Here is a 16,641-nt window from a genome sequence, read left to right on the forward strand (position 1 = left end):
CGTTGAGGGTTTTTGTTTTTTAGCGTGTCAGATCCGGATCTTTATGCCGTGCAGATGCAAAAAAACCACCGTCGAGGTGGTTTTTGATTTTTAAAGAGACTCAATCTCCGCGATATTCACACCCGCTGGTGCATGTCTCGTGAATACGAACGGCTGATAGCTCGGGCAGCAAAGGCTTCAGTTCATTCCAGATCCATTTTGCCAGGTTCTCACTGGTTGGATTTTCAAGTCCTGGAATGTCATTCAGGTAATTATGATCAAGGCGCTCGTACAGCGGTTTGAAGATAGCCTTGATTTCCGAAAAGTCCCTGATCCAGCCTGTATGGGGATCAACCTTGCCGGCCAGGTGAATGCCGACACGAAACGAATGCCCATGCAGACGCCCGCACTTGTGCCCTTCTGGAACGTGAGGGAGACGGTGTGCAGACTCGAAGGTAAACTCTTTGAAAATTTCCACTGTGTATTGGCCCCGGAAAAATGGCGATCGCTGACGCGATAAATGCAATCGACGAGTTTAACAGCAATGCTCCGAAACTCCATGCAGGGCTTGGTATGAAGCTCTTTTCAGACCCGAATTCGGATGATGGCATTCGGCCAGAACTATTCAGTTTGAGTTAAGTTGCACCGCGTAAGGTAAGCACCATAGAAGCATCGATCGCTATGGATACCTTCGATAATGAAAACGCGGACAACCCTGCTGGCGGCAATGACATGTGTTTTGGCAGCCACTGGCATTCAGGCACGCGGAGTCGATCCGCAGGAGGTATTGCGCCTCAGTGATGCCGGAACGCTTCAGTCGGCTGAAAAGCTCGAGGCCAAGGCGCTGAGCAAGCACCCCGGCGCCCGTATCATTGGTACGCAGTTCAAGAATAGATATGGCAGGTACGTTTATAATGTCGAGCTGCGCGACAAGCAGGATATTGAGTGGGTCCTAGAAATAGATGCCGCCACGGGCCAGGTCTACAGGAATCATCAGGATAACTAATGAATGTCGACAAGCGTCTCTGTGTCATCCTTGGTTTGAGTCTGACCTGCTCTTTTGTCTATGCCAGAGATCTTAATCAGGATGAAGCGCTCAGTTTGCGTCAGCGCGGTGTCATCCTGCCTCTCGAACAGTTTATCGAACGCGCATTGAGGCTTCACCCAGGGGCTCGTCTGCTGGAGGCTGAGCTTGAGGAAAAAAATAATATGTATGTGTATGAATTTGAGTTGCTGACCCCGCAGGGAGTTGTTCGTGAGCTCAAGTTCGATGCACGCGACAGCCGATTGCTGAAAGACGAGGATGATGACTGATGCGCCTGCTACTGGTTGAGGACCATGTGCCACTCGCAGATGAGCTGCTTGCGGCGCTAGGGCGGCAAGGCTATGCAGTAGACTGGTTGGCTGACGGTCGTGATGCGGTTTATCAAGGTGCAACCGAGCCTTATGACCTCATTGTTCTGGATCTGGGTTTACCTGGCATGCCCGGGCTCGAGGTCCTCCAGCAATGGCGTGGCAAAGGTCTGGCTACACCCGTACTCATTTTGACCGCGCGGGGATCGTGGTCAGAACGTATAGAAGGCTTGAAGGCAGGTGCTGACGATTACCTGACCAAGCCTTTTCATCCTGAAGAGCTGCAATTGCGCATTCAGGCGCTGTTGCGGCGTTCGCATGGGCTGGCTAACCAGCCTACGCTGGAGTCTGCGGGCCTTAATCTGGACGAAGGTCGTCAGTGCGTCAGTCGGGATGGCGTCGATATTCAGCTCACCTCTGCAGAGTTTCGCCTGCTGCGCTATTTCATGCTCCACCCTGGACAGATTCTCTCCAAAAGCCATCTATCAGAGCATTTGTACGATGGCGAAAACGAACGTGATTCCAATGTCATCGAGGTTCATGTCAATCACCTGAGGCGCAAGCTCGGTCGCGCAGTGGTCGAGACACGTCGTGGCCAAGGCTATCTGTACGGTGGGGCAGGAGGGTGAAATCCATCCAGCGGCGTCTGAGCCTGGGACTGATCGCAGTCATGGTGGTTGTCGGTCTGGTGATGGCGCAAACCGGCCTGTGGTTGTTCGAAATGGGCTTGCAGCGTTATCTGGAATCGGGTTTACGCAATGAGAGTGAGAACCTCCTCGTTGCGTTGGTACGAGGCCCTGCCGGGTTGCAACTGGATGACCATCGACTGTCGGGTGCATACCAGCGTCCGTTGTCCGGCCACTATTTCCGCATGGACTTGCCCCAGGGCCACTGGCGCTCCCGCTCCCTGTGGGATTTTGAGCTGCCGCAACCTGGCGCTGGTTTGCACGCCAACCTTGAACTCGGCAAGACAGGCCAGTCGCTGTTGATGCTGACAAGCGAATACCGAAAGTTCGGCAAGCAGGTTTCAATAACCGTCGCACAGGATTACACGCCGGTCAGGGCAAGCTTTCGTCTCATGCAGCAGATCGGTCTAGGGCTGGGGCTTGCAGCACTGATACTGGTGCTGGTTTTGCAACGCATCACCGTGCGAAGGGCGCTGCGTCCTCTGGAAACCGTTCGCGAGCAGATTTTCCAGTTGCAACAGGGGCAGCGTTCACAACTGGACAATCAGGTTCCCCTTGAGCTCGAGCCGCTGGTTGCGCAGATCAACCACCTGCTCGCGCATACCGAAGACAGTTTGAAACGATCACGCAATGCCCTGGGCAATCTGGGGCACGCCTTGAAGACTCCACTTGCCGTTTTGCTCAGCCTGGCGCTTAGCGGGCAATTGGACGCCAACCCGGCATTGCGCAAGACGCTGCAGGAACAACTCGAGAATATTCGTCTGCGTCTGGAGCGTGAGCTCAACCGTGCACGCCTTTCCGGGGATGCGCTGCCGGGAGCCCGCTTTGATTGTGATGCAGAACTTCCTGGGCTGTTTTCCACACTGGGCATGATTCATGGTGCTCATCTTCAGTTGGTCAACGACGTCGAGGCGGGCATGTATCTGCCGTGGGATCGGGAGGACATTCTCGAGTTGCTGGGCAACCTGCTGGACAATGCCTGCAAATGGGCCGACAGCGAAGTGCGTCTGAGCATTCTGAATCATGCTCAGGGCTTCAGCCTGCTGGTGGACGACGACGGGCCTGGTATCCCCGAGGCGCAGCGTGCCGAGGTATTCAGCCGTGGCGCTCGACTTGACGAGCAGATTACCGGTCATGGTCTTGGCTTGGGTATCGTGCGCGACATTGTCGAAGCCTGGGGCGGTCAACTGCAATTGCAGGAGAGTCCTGCCGGGGGGCTTCGCGTACGCATTGATCTCCCTGAACGCTCCGCTCCATGAGTTGCCGGACCGCAACACTTCAGAGTCTTCATACAAAAAAATACGCAAGGTCTTAATGTCGGCCGGATGAGGCCGATAGCCTGATGGGCACCTCTGACTTATAAAAATAACCATAAGGCCACTCCTATGCGTCTCAGTCTGAAAGCCAAGGTTCTGTCGCTGGCAGTCTTGCCGGTTCTGATATTTGCGCTGGTGATCAGCGCCACAACGGTATTCATGTTGCACCGGCAGGCTGAGCGTGAGGTCAGCGATACGCGAGAGCGTCTGCTCTCCGAGGCCAAGGCAACCTTGCAGAACTACGTTGCGATCGCCATGACGGCCATCAAGCCGCTGTACGACGCTGCGCCACCAGGCGATGAAACTGCGCGTGCTACTGCGATAAAGCTGCTTTCCTCAGTCAGTTACGGTAAGGATGGTTACATCTTTGGCTATGACTCTCAGGTCATCCGGATTTTCAGAAGCAACAGCGCGGATGGCGTGGGCAAGAGCTTCAATGACGCCCGAGATGCGAACGGTGTTTACATCAACCGGGAACTGGTAGCGGTCGGCAAGGCAGGCACTCATTATGTAATGTACTCGTCGGCCCTGCCTGGCAAGACCGAGCCTGTTCCCAAGATCGGTTACACGGATTATCTGCCTAAATGGGATCTGGTCATCGGCTCTGCCGTCAATATCGATGGCATCGATGCTCAGGTTGCCGAAGTGAGGCAAAACGTCGAGGCGCGTTTGAGGGAGATGCTTTACAGCATTCTGGGTATTACCGTTCTGGTGCTGGTCATCATCGGGGTTATCGGAATATTGATGGCTGGTACTCTGCTGCGTCCGCTGGGTTTGATGAAAAATAACCTGGATGATATCGCCGCAGGCGAAGGCGATCTGACTCGGCGTCTGGCCATTACCAGTAATGACGAGCTTGGCGATCTGGCAGGCTCTTTCAACCGGTTTGTCGACAAGATTCACGGCATGGTTCGTCAGGTTAGTGAAATGACCGGGCAACTCAATGGTCTGGTCGGAGAAGTTTCATCCCAGGCACAGCGGTCAGAAACCGCTATGGATCGCCAGCGTCACGAAACCGATCAGGTAGCAACGGCAATCAATCAGATGTCGGCTGCCGCCCAAGAGGTTGCCAAGAGCGCACAAGGTGCTTCCGTGGCTGCCCAGCAGACCGATGAACAAGGGCGCGCCGCCAAGCGCGTCGTGGATGGCAGCATCAGACAAATCCATGCGCTGGTAGACGACATCCGCAAAAGCGGTTCTTCACTGGACGTTCTGCAGAAGGATGTTTCTTCGATAGTCAGTGTGCTGGGCGTCATCCGCTCGATCGCCGAGCAGACCAACCTGCTTGCACTTAATGCCGCCATCGAGGCCGCAAGGGCAGGAGAGGCGGGGCGCGGTTTTGCTGTGGTGGCCGACGAGGTTCGTGCGCTGGCCAGTCGTACGCAGCAAAGCACACAGGAAATCCAGAGCATGATTGACCGTCTGCAGCAGGGTACTCAGGAAGCGGTAACGGCAATGCGCCACTCCAGCGAAGCGGGTGACGGGACCTCGGCGCAAGCCAACGAGGCCGGTACGTCTCTGGTGACCATTGGTGAGTTGATCGCCACTATCAATTCGATGAACGCACAAATCGCCAGTGCAGCCGAAGAGCAGACGGCGGTTGCGGAAGAAATAAATCGCAGTGTCCATCAGATCGCAGGCGCAGTCGAAAGCGTGGCCGATGAAACCAGGCAAAGCGCACAGACGTCACGCAGCCTGGCTGAGCTGGGCTCGCGCCTTGGCAGCCTGGTAGGTCAGTTCCGGGTCTGATGTCTCGCTGGCAGGGGCGCAATCCCCTGCCACCGCGTGTGCCTGTCGCCGTCATATTGCCTTCATATAATATGGCACTCGTACGTTCGAGTGCTGACTAAGCTCTAGGCCGGGCGCGAGGCGCGGTCTATTGACATGGACAGGACATGAACGAAACCACGTTGCAATACAAAACCCTCATTCTGCTACTGGTGCTGGTCACCATCGCTTTCATATGGATTCTGCTGCCGTTCTACGGCGCGGTCTTCTGGGCGGTGATCCTCGGGATCATCTTTGCACCCGTGCAGCGCAGGTTGCAGATCAAGTTCAACTGGTCACGCAACCTCACCTCCCTGTGCACTCTGACGATCTGCCTGGTCATTGCGATTTTGCCGGTGATCGTCATCAGCGCCTTGCTGGTTCAGGAGGGCACCACGCTGTACAAGAACGTCGAGACCGGGCAACTGGATATTGCCGGTTATCTGGCCGAGTTCAAGGACCTGCTGCCACACTCGGTCCAGGCACTGCTCGACCGGCTGGGCATGGGCGATCTTGAAGGGTTGCGTGACAAGATCACCAAAGGCGCCATGCAGGGCAGTCAGTACCTTGCCACCCAGGCGTTCAGCTTTGGGCAGGGCACATTCGACTTCGTGGTGAGCGTGTTCATCATGCTCTACCTGCTGTACTTTTTCCTGCGCGACGGCCAGGAACTGGTCCGCAAGATCCGTACGGCTTTCCCGTTGGGCGAGCAGCAGAAGCGCCGTCTGCAACTCAAGTTCACCCGAGTGGTACGTGCCACGGTCAAGGGCAATGTGGTGGTCGCGGTGACACAAGGCGCGCTGGGCGGCTTTATCTTCTGGGCGCTGGACATCCCGAGTGCGCTGCTCTGGGCGGTGATCATGGCTTTTCTTTCGCTGTTGCCTGCGGTCGGGGCTGGCATTGTCTGGGCCCCCGTAGCGATTTACTTCCTGCTCAGCGGTATGATTTGGCAAGGTGTGGTACTGGGGCTGTTCGGGGTCTTCGTGATCGGCCTGGTGGATAACGTGCTGCGTCCTATCCTGGTTGGCAAGGACACTAAAATGCCTGACTACCTGATCCTTATCTCTACGCTCGGCGGCATGTCGGTGTTTGGCTTGAACGGTTTTGTGATTGGTCCTCTGGTGGCTGCGCTGTTTATCTCCAGCTGGGGGTTGTTCAGCGGGGCCAAGAAGCCGGTCAAGTTACCGGGCTAGTTGTGCACGAACGCATGGACGTTGCATACCCGCGCATGTGCCGAGCTGCTTTATTGGGCAGGCCGCATACGCGGGATTTTCAGCAAGCTGGCGACAACTGTCAGCCAGAACGCTTGTCTGCCAAAACTGCCGGGTTGATAGAGGTTGTCGGGTCATGATCGAAGCGCTATGCCTCTTCCGGGATTGGCGCATGATCTGACTCTTCGTGCGTTCCACGTGTTGCCGAACAGCCCGTTTCAAGCGTTTTCAAGAACAAAAAAAACCCTGCGCCATGGCAGGGTTTTTTTGTTCCGGATGATCAGCCTGCTACGTGCAGGCCGGCATTGACCACCAGATCCAGCAGCGGTTGCGGGTAGACACCCAGCACGAAAGTCAGAATCGCAACGGCCAGCAGCATTACGCCGCCAGTACGTTGCGCCCAGTTGATTGCAGCATCGTGGCGAGGAAGCTTGTTGTCGACCAGATACATGGTGACCATCACCCGCAGGTAGTAGAAAACGCCGATGGCGCTGCCTATGACCAGGGCTCCGATCAGCCACCACAGTTGCGACTCGACACCGGTAGCAATGATGTAGAACTTGCCGATGAAGCCTGCAGTAAGCGGGATACCTGCCAACGACAGCATCATCAGGGTCATGACTGCCGTCAGGTATGGACGACGCCAGAACAGCCCGCGGTATTCGAACATCGCGTCGGCGTCACGTCCGCTATAAGGCGAAGACATCATGGTGATCACGCCGAAGCTGCCCAGCGAGGTCAGAACGTAAGTCGCCAGATAGACGCCAATGGCCTCGACCGCCATGCCTTTGCTGGCCACCAGTGCAATCATCAGGTAACCGAAGTGTGCGATGGAGGAGTAACCCAGCAGGCGCTTGAGGTTGGTTTGAGTCAATGCCAGCAGGTTGCCAACCAGTATCGACGCGACGGCGATCACCGCCAGTACGTCGTGCAGTACGCCGCTGCTGGCTGCCGGAGAAATCTGGAACAGACGCACCAGCACGGCGAAAACTGCCACTTTGCTGGCCGTGGCCAGAAAAGCTGCGACCGGTGCAGGAGCGCCTTCGTAAACGTCCGGGGTCCACAGGTGGAAAGGCACCAGTGACAGCTTGAACGCCAGACCGACGACCATCATGCCCAGACCCAGGCTTGCAATCGGGCTTGGCATGCCGGTCGCGGCAATGGCTTTGCCGATCCCATCGAAGCTCAGCGAGCCTGCTTCGGCATACAGAAGCGCCATGCCGAAGAGCAGGAAAGCCGAACCTGCGGCCGACAGCACCATGTACTTGATGCCGCCTTCCAGCGAACGCTTGTTGAAGAAGGCATACGCCACCAGACCGTAGACCGGCACCGAGAGCAACTCCAGGCCAATGAACAGCCCCGCCAGGTGTTGAGCACTGACCAGTACCAGACCGCCGGCAGCTGCCAGCAGGATCAGCAGGTAAAGCTCTTCACGATTGCCTGGATAGCCGGCCTTGCCATCACCCAGATAGGCGTGGGCCATGGTCACACAGGCCAGGGTAGAGGCGAGGATGATCGCCATGTACAGGCAGGCAAAGTTGTCGATATGCAGCAGTGGCGTCACGACCAGTGGGGCAACTTTCAGTGCCGGATAGATCGACAGCAGGGCCAGGTTAAGACCTGCCACCGAAAGCAGGAACGTTTGCGAGTGATTGCGGCGCCAGGCAATCGCCAGCATCACCACGACGATGGTGAGGCTGGTGATCAGCAGTGGCGCAAGCGCAATAAAGTGTTGAATCGTCAGGTCCATAGCGCTCTTACCGGGCCGAAGCGAGTTGAGTGAAGGCAGTGCCTAGCCATTGCTGCACGCCGTGCATGGTCGCTGCCGATGTGTCGAGGAACGGCTGCGGGAAAACCCCGAGCACAACCAGCAACACGGCGAGGCCCAGCACCATGATCATTTCCCGTGCGTCCATACCCTTCAGAACCTCGTCGGACTTCGACGGGCCGAAGTAGGCGCGATGGATCATGATCAACGAGTAGACAGAACCGAACACCAGGCCGGACGTGGCAATTGCCGTGATCCAGGGCGAGCTGGCGAAGCTGCCCAGCAGAATCAGGAACTCGCCCACAAAGTTGCCGGTGCCCGGCAGCCCCAGAGAAGCGGCGGCAAAGAACAGGCTGATGGCCGGGATGTAAGCGATGCGCGACCACAGACCGCCCATTTCACGCATGTCGCGGGTGTGCAAACGCTCGTACAACTGGCCACTGAGAATAAACAGCGCCGCAGCCGACAGGCCGTGGGCAATCATCTGAATCAGTACCCCTTGCAACGCTTGCTGGCTACCGGAATAGATACCGATCAGTACGAAGCCCATGTGCGAGACGCTAGAGAACGCGATCAGGCGTTTGATATCGGTCTGGGCAAATGCCAGGAACGCGCCGTAGAAGATACCGACCAAGCCCAGCGTCATTGCGATCGGTGCAAACTCGGCCGATGCGTTGGGGAACAGCGGCAGGGCGAAGCGCAACAGACCGTAGGCAGCTGTTTTGAGCAGGATACCTGCCAGGTCGACCGAACCGGCCGTTGGTGCCTGGGCATGCGCATCCGGCAGCCAGGAATGCAGTGGCACCACCGGGAGCTTGACGGCGAAAGCAATGAAGAAGCCCAGCATCAGGATGTATTCGGTACCCGGTGCCAGCTTGGTCTTCAGCAGGTCAGCGTAGGCAAAGGTGATCACGCCTGTCTGATTAAAGTGCACCAATACCAGACCGAGGATCGCCACCAGCATGATCAGGCCGCTGGCCTGAGTGAAGATGAAGAACTTGGTTGCCGCGTAGATACGGGTCTTCTTGCCGTCCGAAGAGCTATGACCCCAGAGCGCGATGAGGAAATACATCGGCACCAGCATCATTTCCCAGAAGAAGAAGAACATGAACAGGTCGATGGCCAGGAATACGCCGACGACACCGCCCAGGATCCACATCAGGTTCAGATGGAAGAAACCGACCTTGCGCTGGATTTCCTTCCACGAACACAACACCGACAGCACGCCAAGCAGGCCGGTCAGCAGGATCATGAGTAGAGAAAGGCCATCGAGTGCCAGGTGCACGTCGATGCCGAAGCGGGTGATCCACGGGTGGTGGAATTCCAGGGTCCAGGATGGATCGGCACCGGGAACCGGCGCATAGCCGAAGTTGCCGGTAGCCCACAGCCAAAGGCCGAGAACCAGTTCCAGGGTCATTGTCAGCAGCGCGATCCAGCGCGGCAGGGTGGAGCCGAAGCGCTCACCCAGCCAGCATAACAGGCCGCCGATAAAGGGGATCAGGATTAGCCAGGGCAGAATCATGACGGGCTCAATTCCTTTCGCAAATTCGCAAGGTTCATATCAGATCGCAACCAGAACGACGGCACCGAGTACCAGAACGGCACCCACGGCGATCGAGGCAGCATACCAACGCAGCTGGCCGGTCTCGGTGCGACTCATGGTGTCATGACCGCCTTTGACCAGACGTGGGATCAAGCCGATGGTGCGGTCGAACGGATCACTACGCAGCACATGGCTTATCGCCAGGTAAGGTTTGACGAACAGCTTGTCGTAGATCCAGTCGAAGCCCCAGGCGGCAAACCACCAGGCTGAGAGGAAACGGCCCGGGCCACTGTTGGCGATCGCCGTCGCCAGACGGCGCTTGCCAAGAAACAGCAGCGCTGCCAGCAGGATACCGGCCAGCGCGATGGCGCCGGAAGCGATCTCCAGACTGTGCTTGGCTTCTCCACCGGCGTGGCCCACGCTCTGCGGCAGGACGCCGGCCAGTGGCGGGGTGATCAGCGCGCCGATGAACGTCGACAGCACGATCAGCACCGACAGCGGCAACCAGTGAGCAATGCCATGACCTGCGTGTGCTTCGGTCTTGGCTTCACCGTGGAACGCGATGAAGATCAGGCGGAAGGTGTATAGCGACGTCATGAACGCGCCCACCAGACCGGCATATAGCAAGCCGTTGTTACCGCTGGCAAATGCTTCCCAGAGAATTTCGTCCTTGGAGTAGAAGCCTGCTGTCAACAGCGGCAGTGCGGCCAGGGCTGCACCGCCGACGATGAAGCTGGCATAGGCCAATGGCAGTTTCTTCCACAGGCCGCCCATCTTGAAGATGTTCTGCTCATGGTGGCAGGCAACGATCACCGCACCTGACGCAAGGAACAGCAGCGCCTTGAAGAATGCGTGCGTCATCAGGTGGAAGATCGCGCCTTCCCAGGCCCCGACACCCAACGCCAGGAACATGTAGCCGATCTGGCTCATGGTCGAGTAGGCGAGGATACGCTTGATGTCGGTCTGTACCAGCGCCGCAAAGCCCGCCAGAACCAGCGTCACGCCGCCGACGATGCCCACCAGGTGCAGGATGTCAGGTGCCAGTGCGAACAGGCCATGAGTACGCGCGATCAGGTAAACGCCGGCCGTTACCATGGTCGCTGCGTGGATCAGAGCCGAAACCGGGGTAGGACCGGCCATCGCATCTGCCAGCCAGGTTTGCAGCGGCAACTGCGCGGATTTACCCACAGCCCCGCCCAGCAGCATCAATGTCGCCAGCACGATCCAGAAATCGCCAACCTTGAAGTGCTCCGGTGCCTTGACCAGCAGCTCCTGAACATTGAGTGTGCCCAATTGCTGGAACAGGATGAACAGACCGATGGCCATGAACACATCGCCGATACGCGTAACGATAAACGCTTTCAGCGCTGCATTACCGTTGTTGCGGTTGCTGTAATAGAAACCGATCAACAGGTAGCTGCACAGGCCCACGCCTTCCCAACCAAAGTAGAGGAACAGCAAGTTGTCACCCAGGATCAGGAACAGCATGCTGGCAATGAACAGGTTGGTATAGGAGAAAAAGCGCGAGTAGCCCGCTTCACCACGCATGTACCAGGACGCGAAGAGGTGGATCAGGAAACCGACGCCAACCACTACGCCCAGCATCGTGACGGACAGCCCGTCCAGATACAGCGCGAAGTTGGGCTGGAAACCGTCGACGTCCATCCAGCGCCACAGCACCTGAGTGTAGTGGCCCCCTTCAGGCGGTGCGACGTTGAACTGCCAGATGACCCAGGCCGTGACGATGGCTGACAGACCGATGGAACCGACGCCAATCAGCGCGGCGAGGTTTTCCGAGATACGTCCACGCGAGAACGACAGCAGCAGAAAACCGATGAGGGGGAATACGAAAGTCAGAAAGAGAAGATTCATCCGCGCATCTCGCTGGCAGCATCGATATCGAGAGTGTGGAAGCGGCGATACAGTTGCATCAGGATCGCCAGGCCAATACTGGCCTCGGCCGCCGCAAGGCTGATCACCAGAATGAACATGACCTGCCCATCCGGTTGCGCCCAGCGACTGCCGGCAACGACGAACGCCAATGCAGCAGCATTCATCATGATTTCCAGGCTCATCAACACGAAGAGAATGTTGCGGCGCACCATCAGGCCGACCAGACCCAGGCAGAACAGCACCCCGGCGACTGCCAGACCGTGTTCAAGAGGGATAGCATTCATTGGCTTGGCTCCTTGGCCTCGTTGCGGCCCAGATGGAACGCCGTGATGGCTGCAGCAAGCAGCAGCATCGAGGCGAGTTCCACCACCAGCAGATAAGGCCCGAACAGGCTGATGCCGACCGCCTTGGCGTCGACCGTGGTGTGACCGACGCCAGCGCCGGTAGGGTTGGCGAACAGCACATACAGCAATTCAGCCAGCAACAATACGCCGAGAATGACCGGGCCGATCCAGATGCCGGGCTTGAGCCAGGCACGCTCCTGTTGAACCGAGGCCGGACCGAGGTTCAGCATCATCACCACAAACACGAACAGAACCATGATCGCGCCAGCGTAGGCGATCACTTCCAGTACACCGGCAAATGGCGCACCGAGGCTGAAGAAGGTCATGGCAACGGCGATCAACGAAATGATCAGGTAGAGCAGGGCATGCACCGGATTCGTGTTGGTGATCACCCGCAGGGTGGACACAACAGCGATACCGGATGCGAAGTAGAAAGCGAATTCCATCTTTACTTCCTTAAGGCAGCAAGCTCTTGACGTTGATCGGCTCGGCTTCGTTCTGTGCGGAGCCCTTGGGCTTGCCGCCGATGGCCATACCGGCAACGCGATAGAAGTTGTAGTCAGGGTTCTTGCCGGGACCGGAGATCAGCAGATCTTCCTTCTCGTACACCAGATCCTGACGCTTGAAGTCGGCCATCTCGAAGTCCGGTGTCAGCTGGATTGCAGTCGTCGGACACGCCTCTTCGCACAGTCCGCAGAAAATGCAGCGCGAAAAGTTAATGCGGAAAAAGTCCGGGTACCAGCGTCCGTCTTCTGTTTCGGCCTTCTGCAGCGAAATGCAGCCGACAGGGCAGGCCACTGCACACAGATTGCACGCCACACAGCGCTCTTCGCCATCGGGGTCGCGGGTCAGAACGATACGGCCACGGTAGCGGGGCGGCAGATAAACCTGCTCTTCGGGATATTGCAGGGTGTCGCGTTTGCGGAAGCCGTGGCCGAAGACCATGACCAGGCTGCGCAATTGGGTACCTGTACCCTTAACGATGTCACCAATATATTTGAACATGGGTCAAATCCTCACTGAACCGAGCCTGCCGGCGTGTTCAACAACACAATCGCAGCAGTCACCAGCAAATTGATCAGGGTCAGCGGCAGACAGAACTTCCAGCTGAAATCCATGACCTGGTCATAACGCGGGCGCGGAATGGAAGCGCGCAGCAGAATGAACAGCATGATGAAGAACGCGGTTTTCAAGGCGAACCAGAAAAATGCCAGCGATGGCAGAATGTCGAACGGGCCATGCCAGCCACCGAAGAACAGCGTCACCAGCAGCGCGGAGATCAAAATGATCCCGATGTACTCACCCACGAAAAACATGCCCCATTTCATGCCGGCATATTCAATGTGATAGCCGTCAGCCAGTTCCTGCTCGGCTTCGGGTTGGTCGAAAGGGTGACGGTGAGTCACCGCAACGCCCGCGATGAAGAACGTACAGAAGCCGAAGAACTGCGGAATGATGAACCACAGGTTCTGAGCCTGATATTCAACGATGTCGCGCATGTTGAACGAGCCAACCTGAACCACGATACCCATCAGCGCCAAGCCCATGAATACTTCGTAGGAAACGGTTTGCGCCGAGGCACGCAGGCTGCCGAGCAAAGCGAACTTGTTGTTGCTCGACCAGCCGGCGAACAGCACTGCATACACTGACAGACCGGCCATGGCGAAGAAGAACAGCAGACCGATATTCAGGTCCGCCACGCCCCAGGTCGGGGTAATCGGGATGACTGCAAAGGCGATCAACAAGGCGCTCATGGCAACGACCGGAGCCAGGGTGAAAATCACCTTGTCGGCGAACGGTGGTGTCCAGTCTTCCTTGAAGAACATTTTCAACATGTCTGCTGCGATCTGGAACATGCCGAACGGACCGACACGGTTCGGACCGTAACGATCCTGCCACCAGCCCAGCAGACGACGTTCGATGAAACTCAGCAGTGCACCGCAGACAACGACAGCCAGCAGCACGACAATGGCCTTGACCACCGCAATGATTGCGTCGATCACATCAGGAGTGAACCAGGTCATTGCGCTGCCTCCTGCAGACCGTCGATGGATTTGCCGAAGATTGCCGGCGGAATGCCCGGCAGCCCGGCTGGCAATGCCACAAGACCTGCGCCGAGTTGCTCATTGATGCGCAGCGGCAAGGTCAGCGATTCACCGTCAACGCTCAAGGAGAGCAGGGCACCGTCGTTGACGCCGAGACGATCGGCTTCGGATTTTGCCAGCGCTACATAAGGCTGCGGAATGCGTTCCTGAACCGGAGCGGCCAGAGAAGAGGTCTCGTCGCTGCCGAACAGGTGGAAGAACGGCACGACCTGCCAGGTGCCGCGCTCCGGAGAGAACGCGCGTGGTACGTCGGAGAACCATGACAGACCATCGCCCTGGCTCTCGATCAGACGAGCACCCGGATCGCCCGCACGCAAGTGGCCACCGACTTCGTCCTGGAACTTGTTCCAGGCCTGCGGCGAATTCCAGCCCGGAGACCAGGCGAAAGGCACTTGCTGACGAGGTTCGGCAGAACCCGAATATCCTTCCATAGAGAAGGAAAAAGCGGTATCGATGTCTTGCGAGGTGCGAGGCTCATGCACGCTGATGTTGGCACGCATCGCTGTGCGACCGCTGTAACGCAACGGTTCACGAGCCAGTTTCAGGCCTTTGATGCGGAATGAAGCAGACGGAGCCGCGTTGACGATGCCAGCCAGTTGAGCCGTGCTGCCGGCACAGGCTTCGGTGACGTGATCGAGTTGCGTCCAGTCTACCGGCTTGTTCAGCAGTGTGGCACGCAGGGCATGCAGCCAGCGCCAGCCTTCATGAACCAGAATGCTGGCATCCAGATAGGTCGGATCGAACACCTGGAAGAAACGCTGGGCGCGACCTTCCTGGCTGACCAGCGTACCGTCGCCTTCAGCGAAGCTGGCAGCGGGCAGGACCAGATGTGCACGATCACTGGTCGGTGTTTTCTGATGGTCGGCGACGATGACCACTTTTGCAACGCTCAGTGCAGCGTCGACGATTTTAGCGTCAACGCGACGATACAAGTCGTTTTCCAGCACCACAATGGCGTCTGCCTGCCCGGAAATGACTGCCTGCAGGGCGGCATCCACAGAACCGCCGCCGAACATCGCCAGACCCATGCTGTTGGCTTCCGGAACGATCAGGCTGATGGAGCCCTGCTTGTCGCGCAGTTTCAGTGCCTTGGCAATGTTTGCAGCAGCCTCGATCAAGGCTGTCGAACCCAGCGAGCTACCGGAAATGATCAACGGCCGTTTGGCAGCCAGAAGTGCGTCGGCAATACGTTGCGCCAGTTCCAGCGCTTCGCTGTCCAGACCGTCGACGGCCGGAGCACTGGCGTCCAGAGCATGAGCCACTGCAAAACCGATACGAGCAAGGTCGTCAGGTGCAGCGTGTACGCACTCTTCTGCGATGTCGTCGAGGCGGGTTTCGGCAAGGCTGGCGATGAACAGAGGGTTCAGTTCGTGTTGGCCGATGTTCTTCACGGCGGCGTCCAGCCACGGCTGGACTTTCATCGCTGCAGCCATGTCTTCAGCCTTGCCTTTGACCGCCTGACGCAGGCCGAGGGCCATACGAGCAGCGGTCTGGGTCAGATCTTCGCCGAGGACGAAAATGGCATCGTGATCTTCGATGTCGCGCAGGGTCGGGATCGGCAGAGGGCTGTCGTTCAGCACCTTGAGGATCAGTCGCACCCGCTCGAGTTCGCCGGCTTCGATGCCACTATAGAAATGCTCGGCTCCGACCAGTTCGCGCAGTGCGTAGTTGCTTTCAAGGCTGGCCCGAGGTGAGCCGATGCCCACGATGTTACGACCGCGCAGCAAGTCGGCTGCCTTGTCCAGTGCCTCGTCCAGGCTCAGTTTGACCTGACCGTCAGTCAGCAATGGCTGACGCGGACGATCTGTACGGTTGACGTAGCCATAGCCAAAACGTCCACGGTCGCAGAGAAAATACTGGTTGACCGAGCCGTTGTAGCGGTTTTCGATCCGGCGCAGTTCGCCGTAACGCTCGCCCGGACTGATGTTGCAGCCGCTGGAGCAGCCGTGACAGATACTTGGCGAGAACTGCATGTCCCACTTGCGGTTGTAGCGCTCGGAGTGGGTCTTGTCGGTGAACACGCCAGTCGGGCAGACCTCGGTGAGGTTGCCGGAGAATTCGCTTTCCAGCGTGCCGTCTTCTACGCGACCGAAGTAGACGTTGTCGTGAGCGCCGTAAACGCCCAGATCTGTACCGCCTGCGTAGTCTTTATAGAAGCGTACGCAGCGATAACAGGCGATGCAGCGGTTCATCTCGTGCGCGATGAACGGCCCCAGCTCCTGATTCTGATGGGTGCGCTTGGTGAAGCGATAGCGGCGCTCGTTGTGGCCGGTCATCACCGTCATGTCCTGCAGGTGGCAGTGGCCACCTTCCTCGCAGACCGGACAGTCGTGCGGGTGGTTGGTCATCAGCCATTCGACGACACTGGCCCGGAAGGCTTTGGATTCTTCATCTTCGATGGAGATCCAGGTGTTGTCGGTGGCTGGCGTCATGCAGGACATGACGATACGACCGCGTGTGTCGTTTTCGTCGGTGTACTGCTTGACCGCACACTGGCGACAGGCGCCAACGCTGCCAAGGGCGGGGTGCCAGCAGAAATAAGGGATGTCGAGGCCCAGCGACAGACATGCCTGTAACAGGTTGTCTGCGCCATCGACTTCGAGCGCTTTGCCGTCTACGTGAATAGTAGCCATGGTTCAAAGGTCTTCGTTGGCCCGTTGTCAGCGGGCGTGGCTA

General features: G+C 57.7%; 15 protein-coding genes and 1 pseudogene. 7 read left to right on the top strand and 9 right to left on the bottom strand.

The window, feature by feature from the left end:
- Nucleotides 1-100: 100 nt before the first annotated feature.
- Entirely contained in the window at nucleotides 101-457 is a 357-nt protein-coding gene (gene queD / locus ALO80_RS05935) for a 6-carboxytetrahydropterin synthase QueD (RefSeq protein WP_003317991.1), read from the bottom strand.
- 219 nt (nucleotides 458-676) lie between these two features.
- Here queD and ALO80_RS05940 point away from each other — a divergent pair, with 219 nt between their 5' ends.
- The 7 genes and pseudogenes from ALO80_RS05940 to ALO80_RS05965 all read left to right on the top strand — a co-directional run bounded on the left by ALO80_RS05940 (nucleotide 677) and on the right by ALO80_RS05965 (nucleotide 6,294).
- Nucleotides 677-985 carry a PepSY domain-containing protein gene (locus ALO80_RS05940; protein WP_055008287.1) on the top strand — a complete coding sequence of 103 codons (309 nt, stop codon included), beginning with the start codon at nucleotides 677-679 and terminating at the stop codon, nucleotides 983-985.
- The gene (locus tag ALO80_RS05945) at nucleotides 985-1,293 is read left to right on the top strand and encodes a PepSY domain-containing protein (RefSeq protein ID WP_054988075.1); all 309 of its coding nucleotides are present in this window, start codon (nucleotides 985-987) and stop codon (nucleotides 1,291-1,293) included. The genes ALO80_RS05940 and ALO80_RS05945 overlap by 1 nt, the downstream gene beginning before the upstream one ends.
- Nucleotides 1,293-1,961 (top strand): response regulator transcription factor, encoded by a 669-nt coding sequence (locus ALO80_RS05950; RefSeq protein ID WP_054988074.1) that lies wholly within the window; start codon nucleotides 1,293-1,295, stop codon nucleotides 1,959-1,961. Before ALO80_RS05945 ends, ALO80_RS05950 begins: the two co-directional genes overlap by 1 nt.
- Nucleotides 1,958-3,277 carry a sensor histidine kinase gene (locus tag ALO80_RS05955; protein ID WP_055008288.1) on the top strand — a complete coding sequence of 440 codons (1,320 nt, stop codon included), beginning with the start codon at nucleotides 1,958-1,960 and terminating at the stop codon, nucleotides 3,275-3,277. The genes ALO80_RS05950 and ALO80_RS05955 overlap by 4 nt, the downstream gene beginning before the upstream one ends.
- Before the next feature lie 216 nt (nucleotides 3,278-3,493).
- Nucleotides 3,494-4,225: pseudogene (locus ALO80_RS32445) on the top strand (cache domain-containing protein); the annotation flags it as partial.
- Between the two features lie 102 nt (nucleotides 4,226-4,327).
- A complete protein-coding gene (locus ALO80_RS32450; RefSeq protein WP_375233316.1) occupies nucleotides 4,328-5,083 on the top strand; it encodes a methyl-accepting chemotaxis protein in 756 nt (251 codons plus the stop codon).
- Nucleotides 5,084-5,229: 146 nt separating this feature from the next.
- Nucleotides 5,230-6,294 carry an AI-2E family transporter gene (locus tag ALO80_RS05965; RefSeq protein ID WP_055008290.1) on the top strand — a complete coding sequence of 355 codons (1,065 nt, stop codon included), beginning with the start codon at nucleotides 5,230-5,232 and terminating at the stop codon, nucleotides 6,292-6,294.
- Nucleotides 6,295-6,592: 298 nt separating this feature from the next.
- Here ALO80_RS05965 and nuoN read toward each other — a convergent pair whose 3' ends face one another.
- The 8 genes from nuoN to nuoG are packed head-to-tail and all read right to left on the bottom strand — an operon-like array spanning nucleotide 6,593 to nucleotide 16,598.
- Entirely contained in the window at nucleotides 6,593-8,062 is a 1,470-nt protein-coding gene (nuoN, locus tag ALO80_RS05970; RefSeq protein ID WP_003371717.1) for an NADH-quinone oxidoreductase subunit NuoN, read from the bottom strand.
- A 7-nt stretch (nucleotides 8,063-8,069) separates the two neighbouring features.
- Nucleotides 8,070-9,602 (bottom strand): NADH-quinone oxidoreductase subunit M, encoded by a 1,533-nt coding sequence (gene nuoM / locus ALO80_RS05975; RefSeq protein WP_054988069.1) that lies wholly within the window; start codon nucleotides 9,600-9,602, stop codon nucleotides 8,070-8,072.
- A 39-nt stretch (nucleotides 9,603-9,641) separates the two neighbouring features.
- Nucleotides 9,642-11,495, bottom strand: coding sequence for an NADH-quinone oxidoreductase subunit L (gene nuoL, locus ALO80_RS05980; protein WP_054988068.1), 1,854 nt, complete (start codon nucleotides 11,493-11,495; stop codon nucleotides 9,642-9,644).
- Entirely contained in the window at nucleotides 11,492-11,800 is a 309-nt protein-coding gene (gene nuoK / locus ALO80_RS05985; protein WP_003380111.1) for an NADH-quinone oxidoreductase subunit NuoK, read from the bottom strand. The genes nuoL and nuoK overlap by 4 nt, the downstream gene beginning before the upstream one ends.
- Nucleotides 11,797-12,306 (bottom strand): NADH-quinone oxidoreductase subunit J, encoded by a 510-nt coding sequence (gene nuoJ, locus ALO80_RS05990; RefSeq protein WP_054988067.1) that lies wholly within the window; start codon nucleotides 12,304-12,306, stop codon nucleotides 11,797-11,799. The genes nuoK and nuoJ overlap by 4 nt, the downstream gene beginning before the upstream one ends.
- Nucleotides 12,307-12,316: 10 nt before the next feature.
- Complete coding sequence (gene nuoI / locus ALO80_RS05995; RefSeq protein WP_002554018.1) at nucleotides 12,317-12,865, bottom strand: NADH-quinone oxidoreductase subunit NuoI; 549 nt, start codon at nucleotides 12,863-12,865, stop codon at nucleotides 12,317-12,319.
- Nucleotides 12,866-12,876: 11 nt separating this feature from the next.
- Nucleotides 12,877-13,884 (bottom strand): NADH-quinone oxidoreductase subunit NuoH, encoded by a 1,008-nt coding sequence (gene nuoH / locus ALO80_RS06000; protein WP_003371726.1) that lies wholly within the window; start codon nucleotides 13,882-13,884, stop codon nucleotides 12,877-12,879.
- Nucleotides 13,881-16,598, bottom strand: coding sequence for an NADH-quinone oxidoreductase subunit NuoG (gene nuoG / locus ALO80_RS06005; RefSeq protein ID WP_055008291.1), 2,718 nt, complete (start codon nucleotides 16,596-16,598; stop codon nucleotides 13,881-13,883). Before nuoG ends, nuoH begins: the two co-directional genes overlap by 4 nt.
- Between the last annotated feature and the right edge of the window lie 43 nt (nucleotides 16,599-16,641).

It is taken from the genome of Pseudomonas caricapapayae, from assembly GCF_001400735.1.
Lineage (GTDB): Bacteria > Pseudomonadota > Gammaproteobacteria > Pseudomonadales > Pseudomonadaceae > Aquipseudomonas > Aquipseudomonas caricapapayae.

Excerpts from the sequence above, each read along its gene's own strand:
- ALO80_RS05940 (WP_055008287.1), top strand. The coding sequence starts at position 677 with ATGAAAACGCGGACAACCCTGCTGGCGGCAATGACATGTGTTTTGGCA.
- ALO80_RS05945 (WP_054988075.1), top strand. The coding sequence starts at position 985 with ATGAATGTCGACAAGCGTCTCTGTGTCATCCTTGGTTTGAGTCTGACC.
- ALO80_RS05950 (WP_054988074.1), top strand. The coding sequence starts at position 1,293 with ATGCGCCTGCTACTGGTTGAGGACCATGTGCCACTCGCAGATGAGCTG.
- ALO80_RS32450 (WP_375233316.1), top strand. The coding sequence starts at position 4,328 with ATGGATCGCCAGCGTCACGAAACCGATCAGGTAGCAACGGCAATCAAT.
- ALO80_RS05965 (WP_055008290.1), top strand. The coding sequence starts at position 5,230 with ATGAACGAAACCACGTTGCAATACAAAACCCTCATTCTGCTACTGGTG.
- nuoN (WP_003371717.1), bottom strand. The coding sequence starts at position 8,062 with ATGGACCTGACGATTCAACACTTTATTGCGCTTGCGCCACTGCTGATC.
- nuoM (WP_054988069.1), bottom strand. The coding sequence starts at position 9,602 with ATGATTCTGCCCTGGCTAATCCTGATCCCCTTTATCGGCGGCCTGTTA.
- nuoL (WP_054988068.1), bottom strand. The coding sequence starts at position 11,495 with ATGAATCTTCTCTTTCTGACTTTCGTATTCCCCCTCATCGGTTTTCTG.
- nuoK (WP_003380111.1), bottom strand. The coding sequence starts at position 11,800 with ATGAATGCTATCCCTCTTGAACACGGTCTGGCAGTCGCCGGGGTGCTG.
- nuoJ (WP_054988067.1), bottom strand. The coding sequence starts at position 12,306 with ATGGAATTCGCTTTCTACTTCGCATCCGGTATCGCTGTTGTGTCCACC.
- nuoI (WP_002554018.1), bottom strand. The coding sequence starts at position 12,865 with ATGTTCAAATATATTGGTGACATCGTTAAGGGTACAGGTACCCAATTG.
- nuoH (WP_003371726.1), bottom strand. The coding sequence starts at position 13,884 with ATGACCTGGTTCACTCCTGATGTGATCGACGCAATCATTGCGGTGGTC.
- nuoG (WP_055008291.1), bottom strand. The coding sequence starts at position 16,598 with ATGGCTACTATTCACGTAGACGGCAAAGCGCTCGAAGTCGATGGCGCA.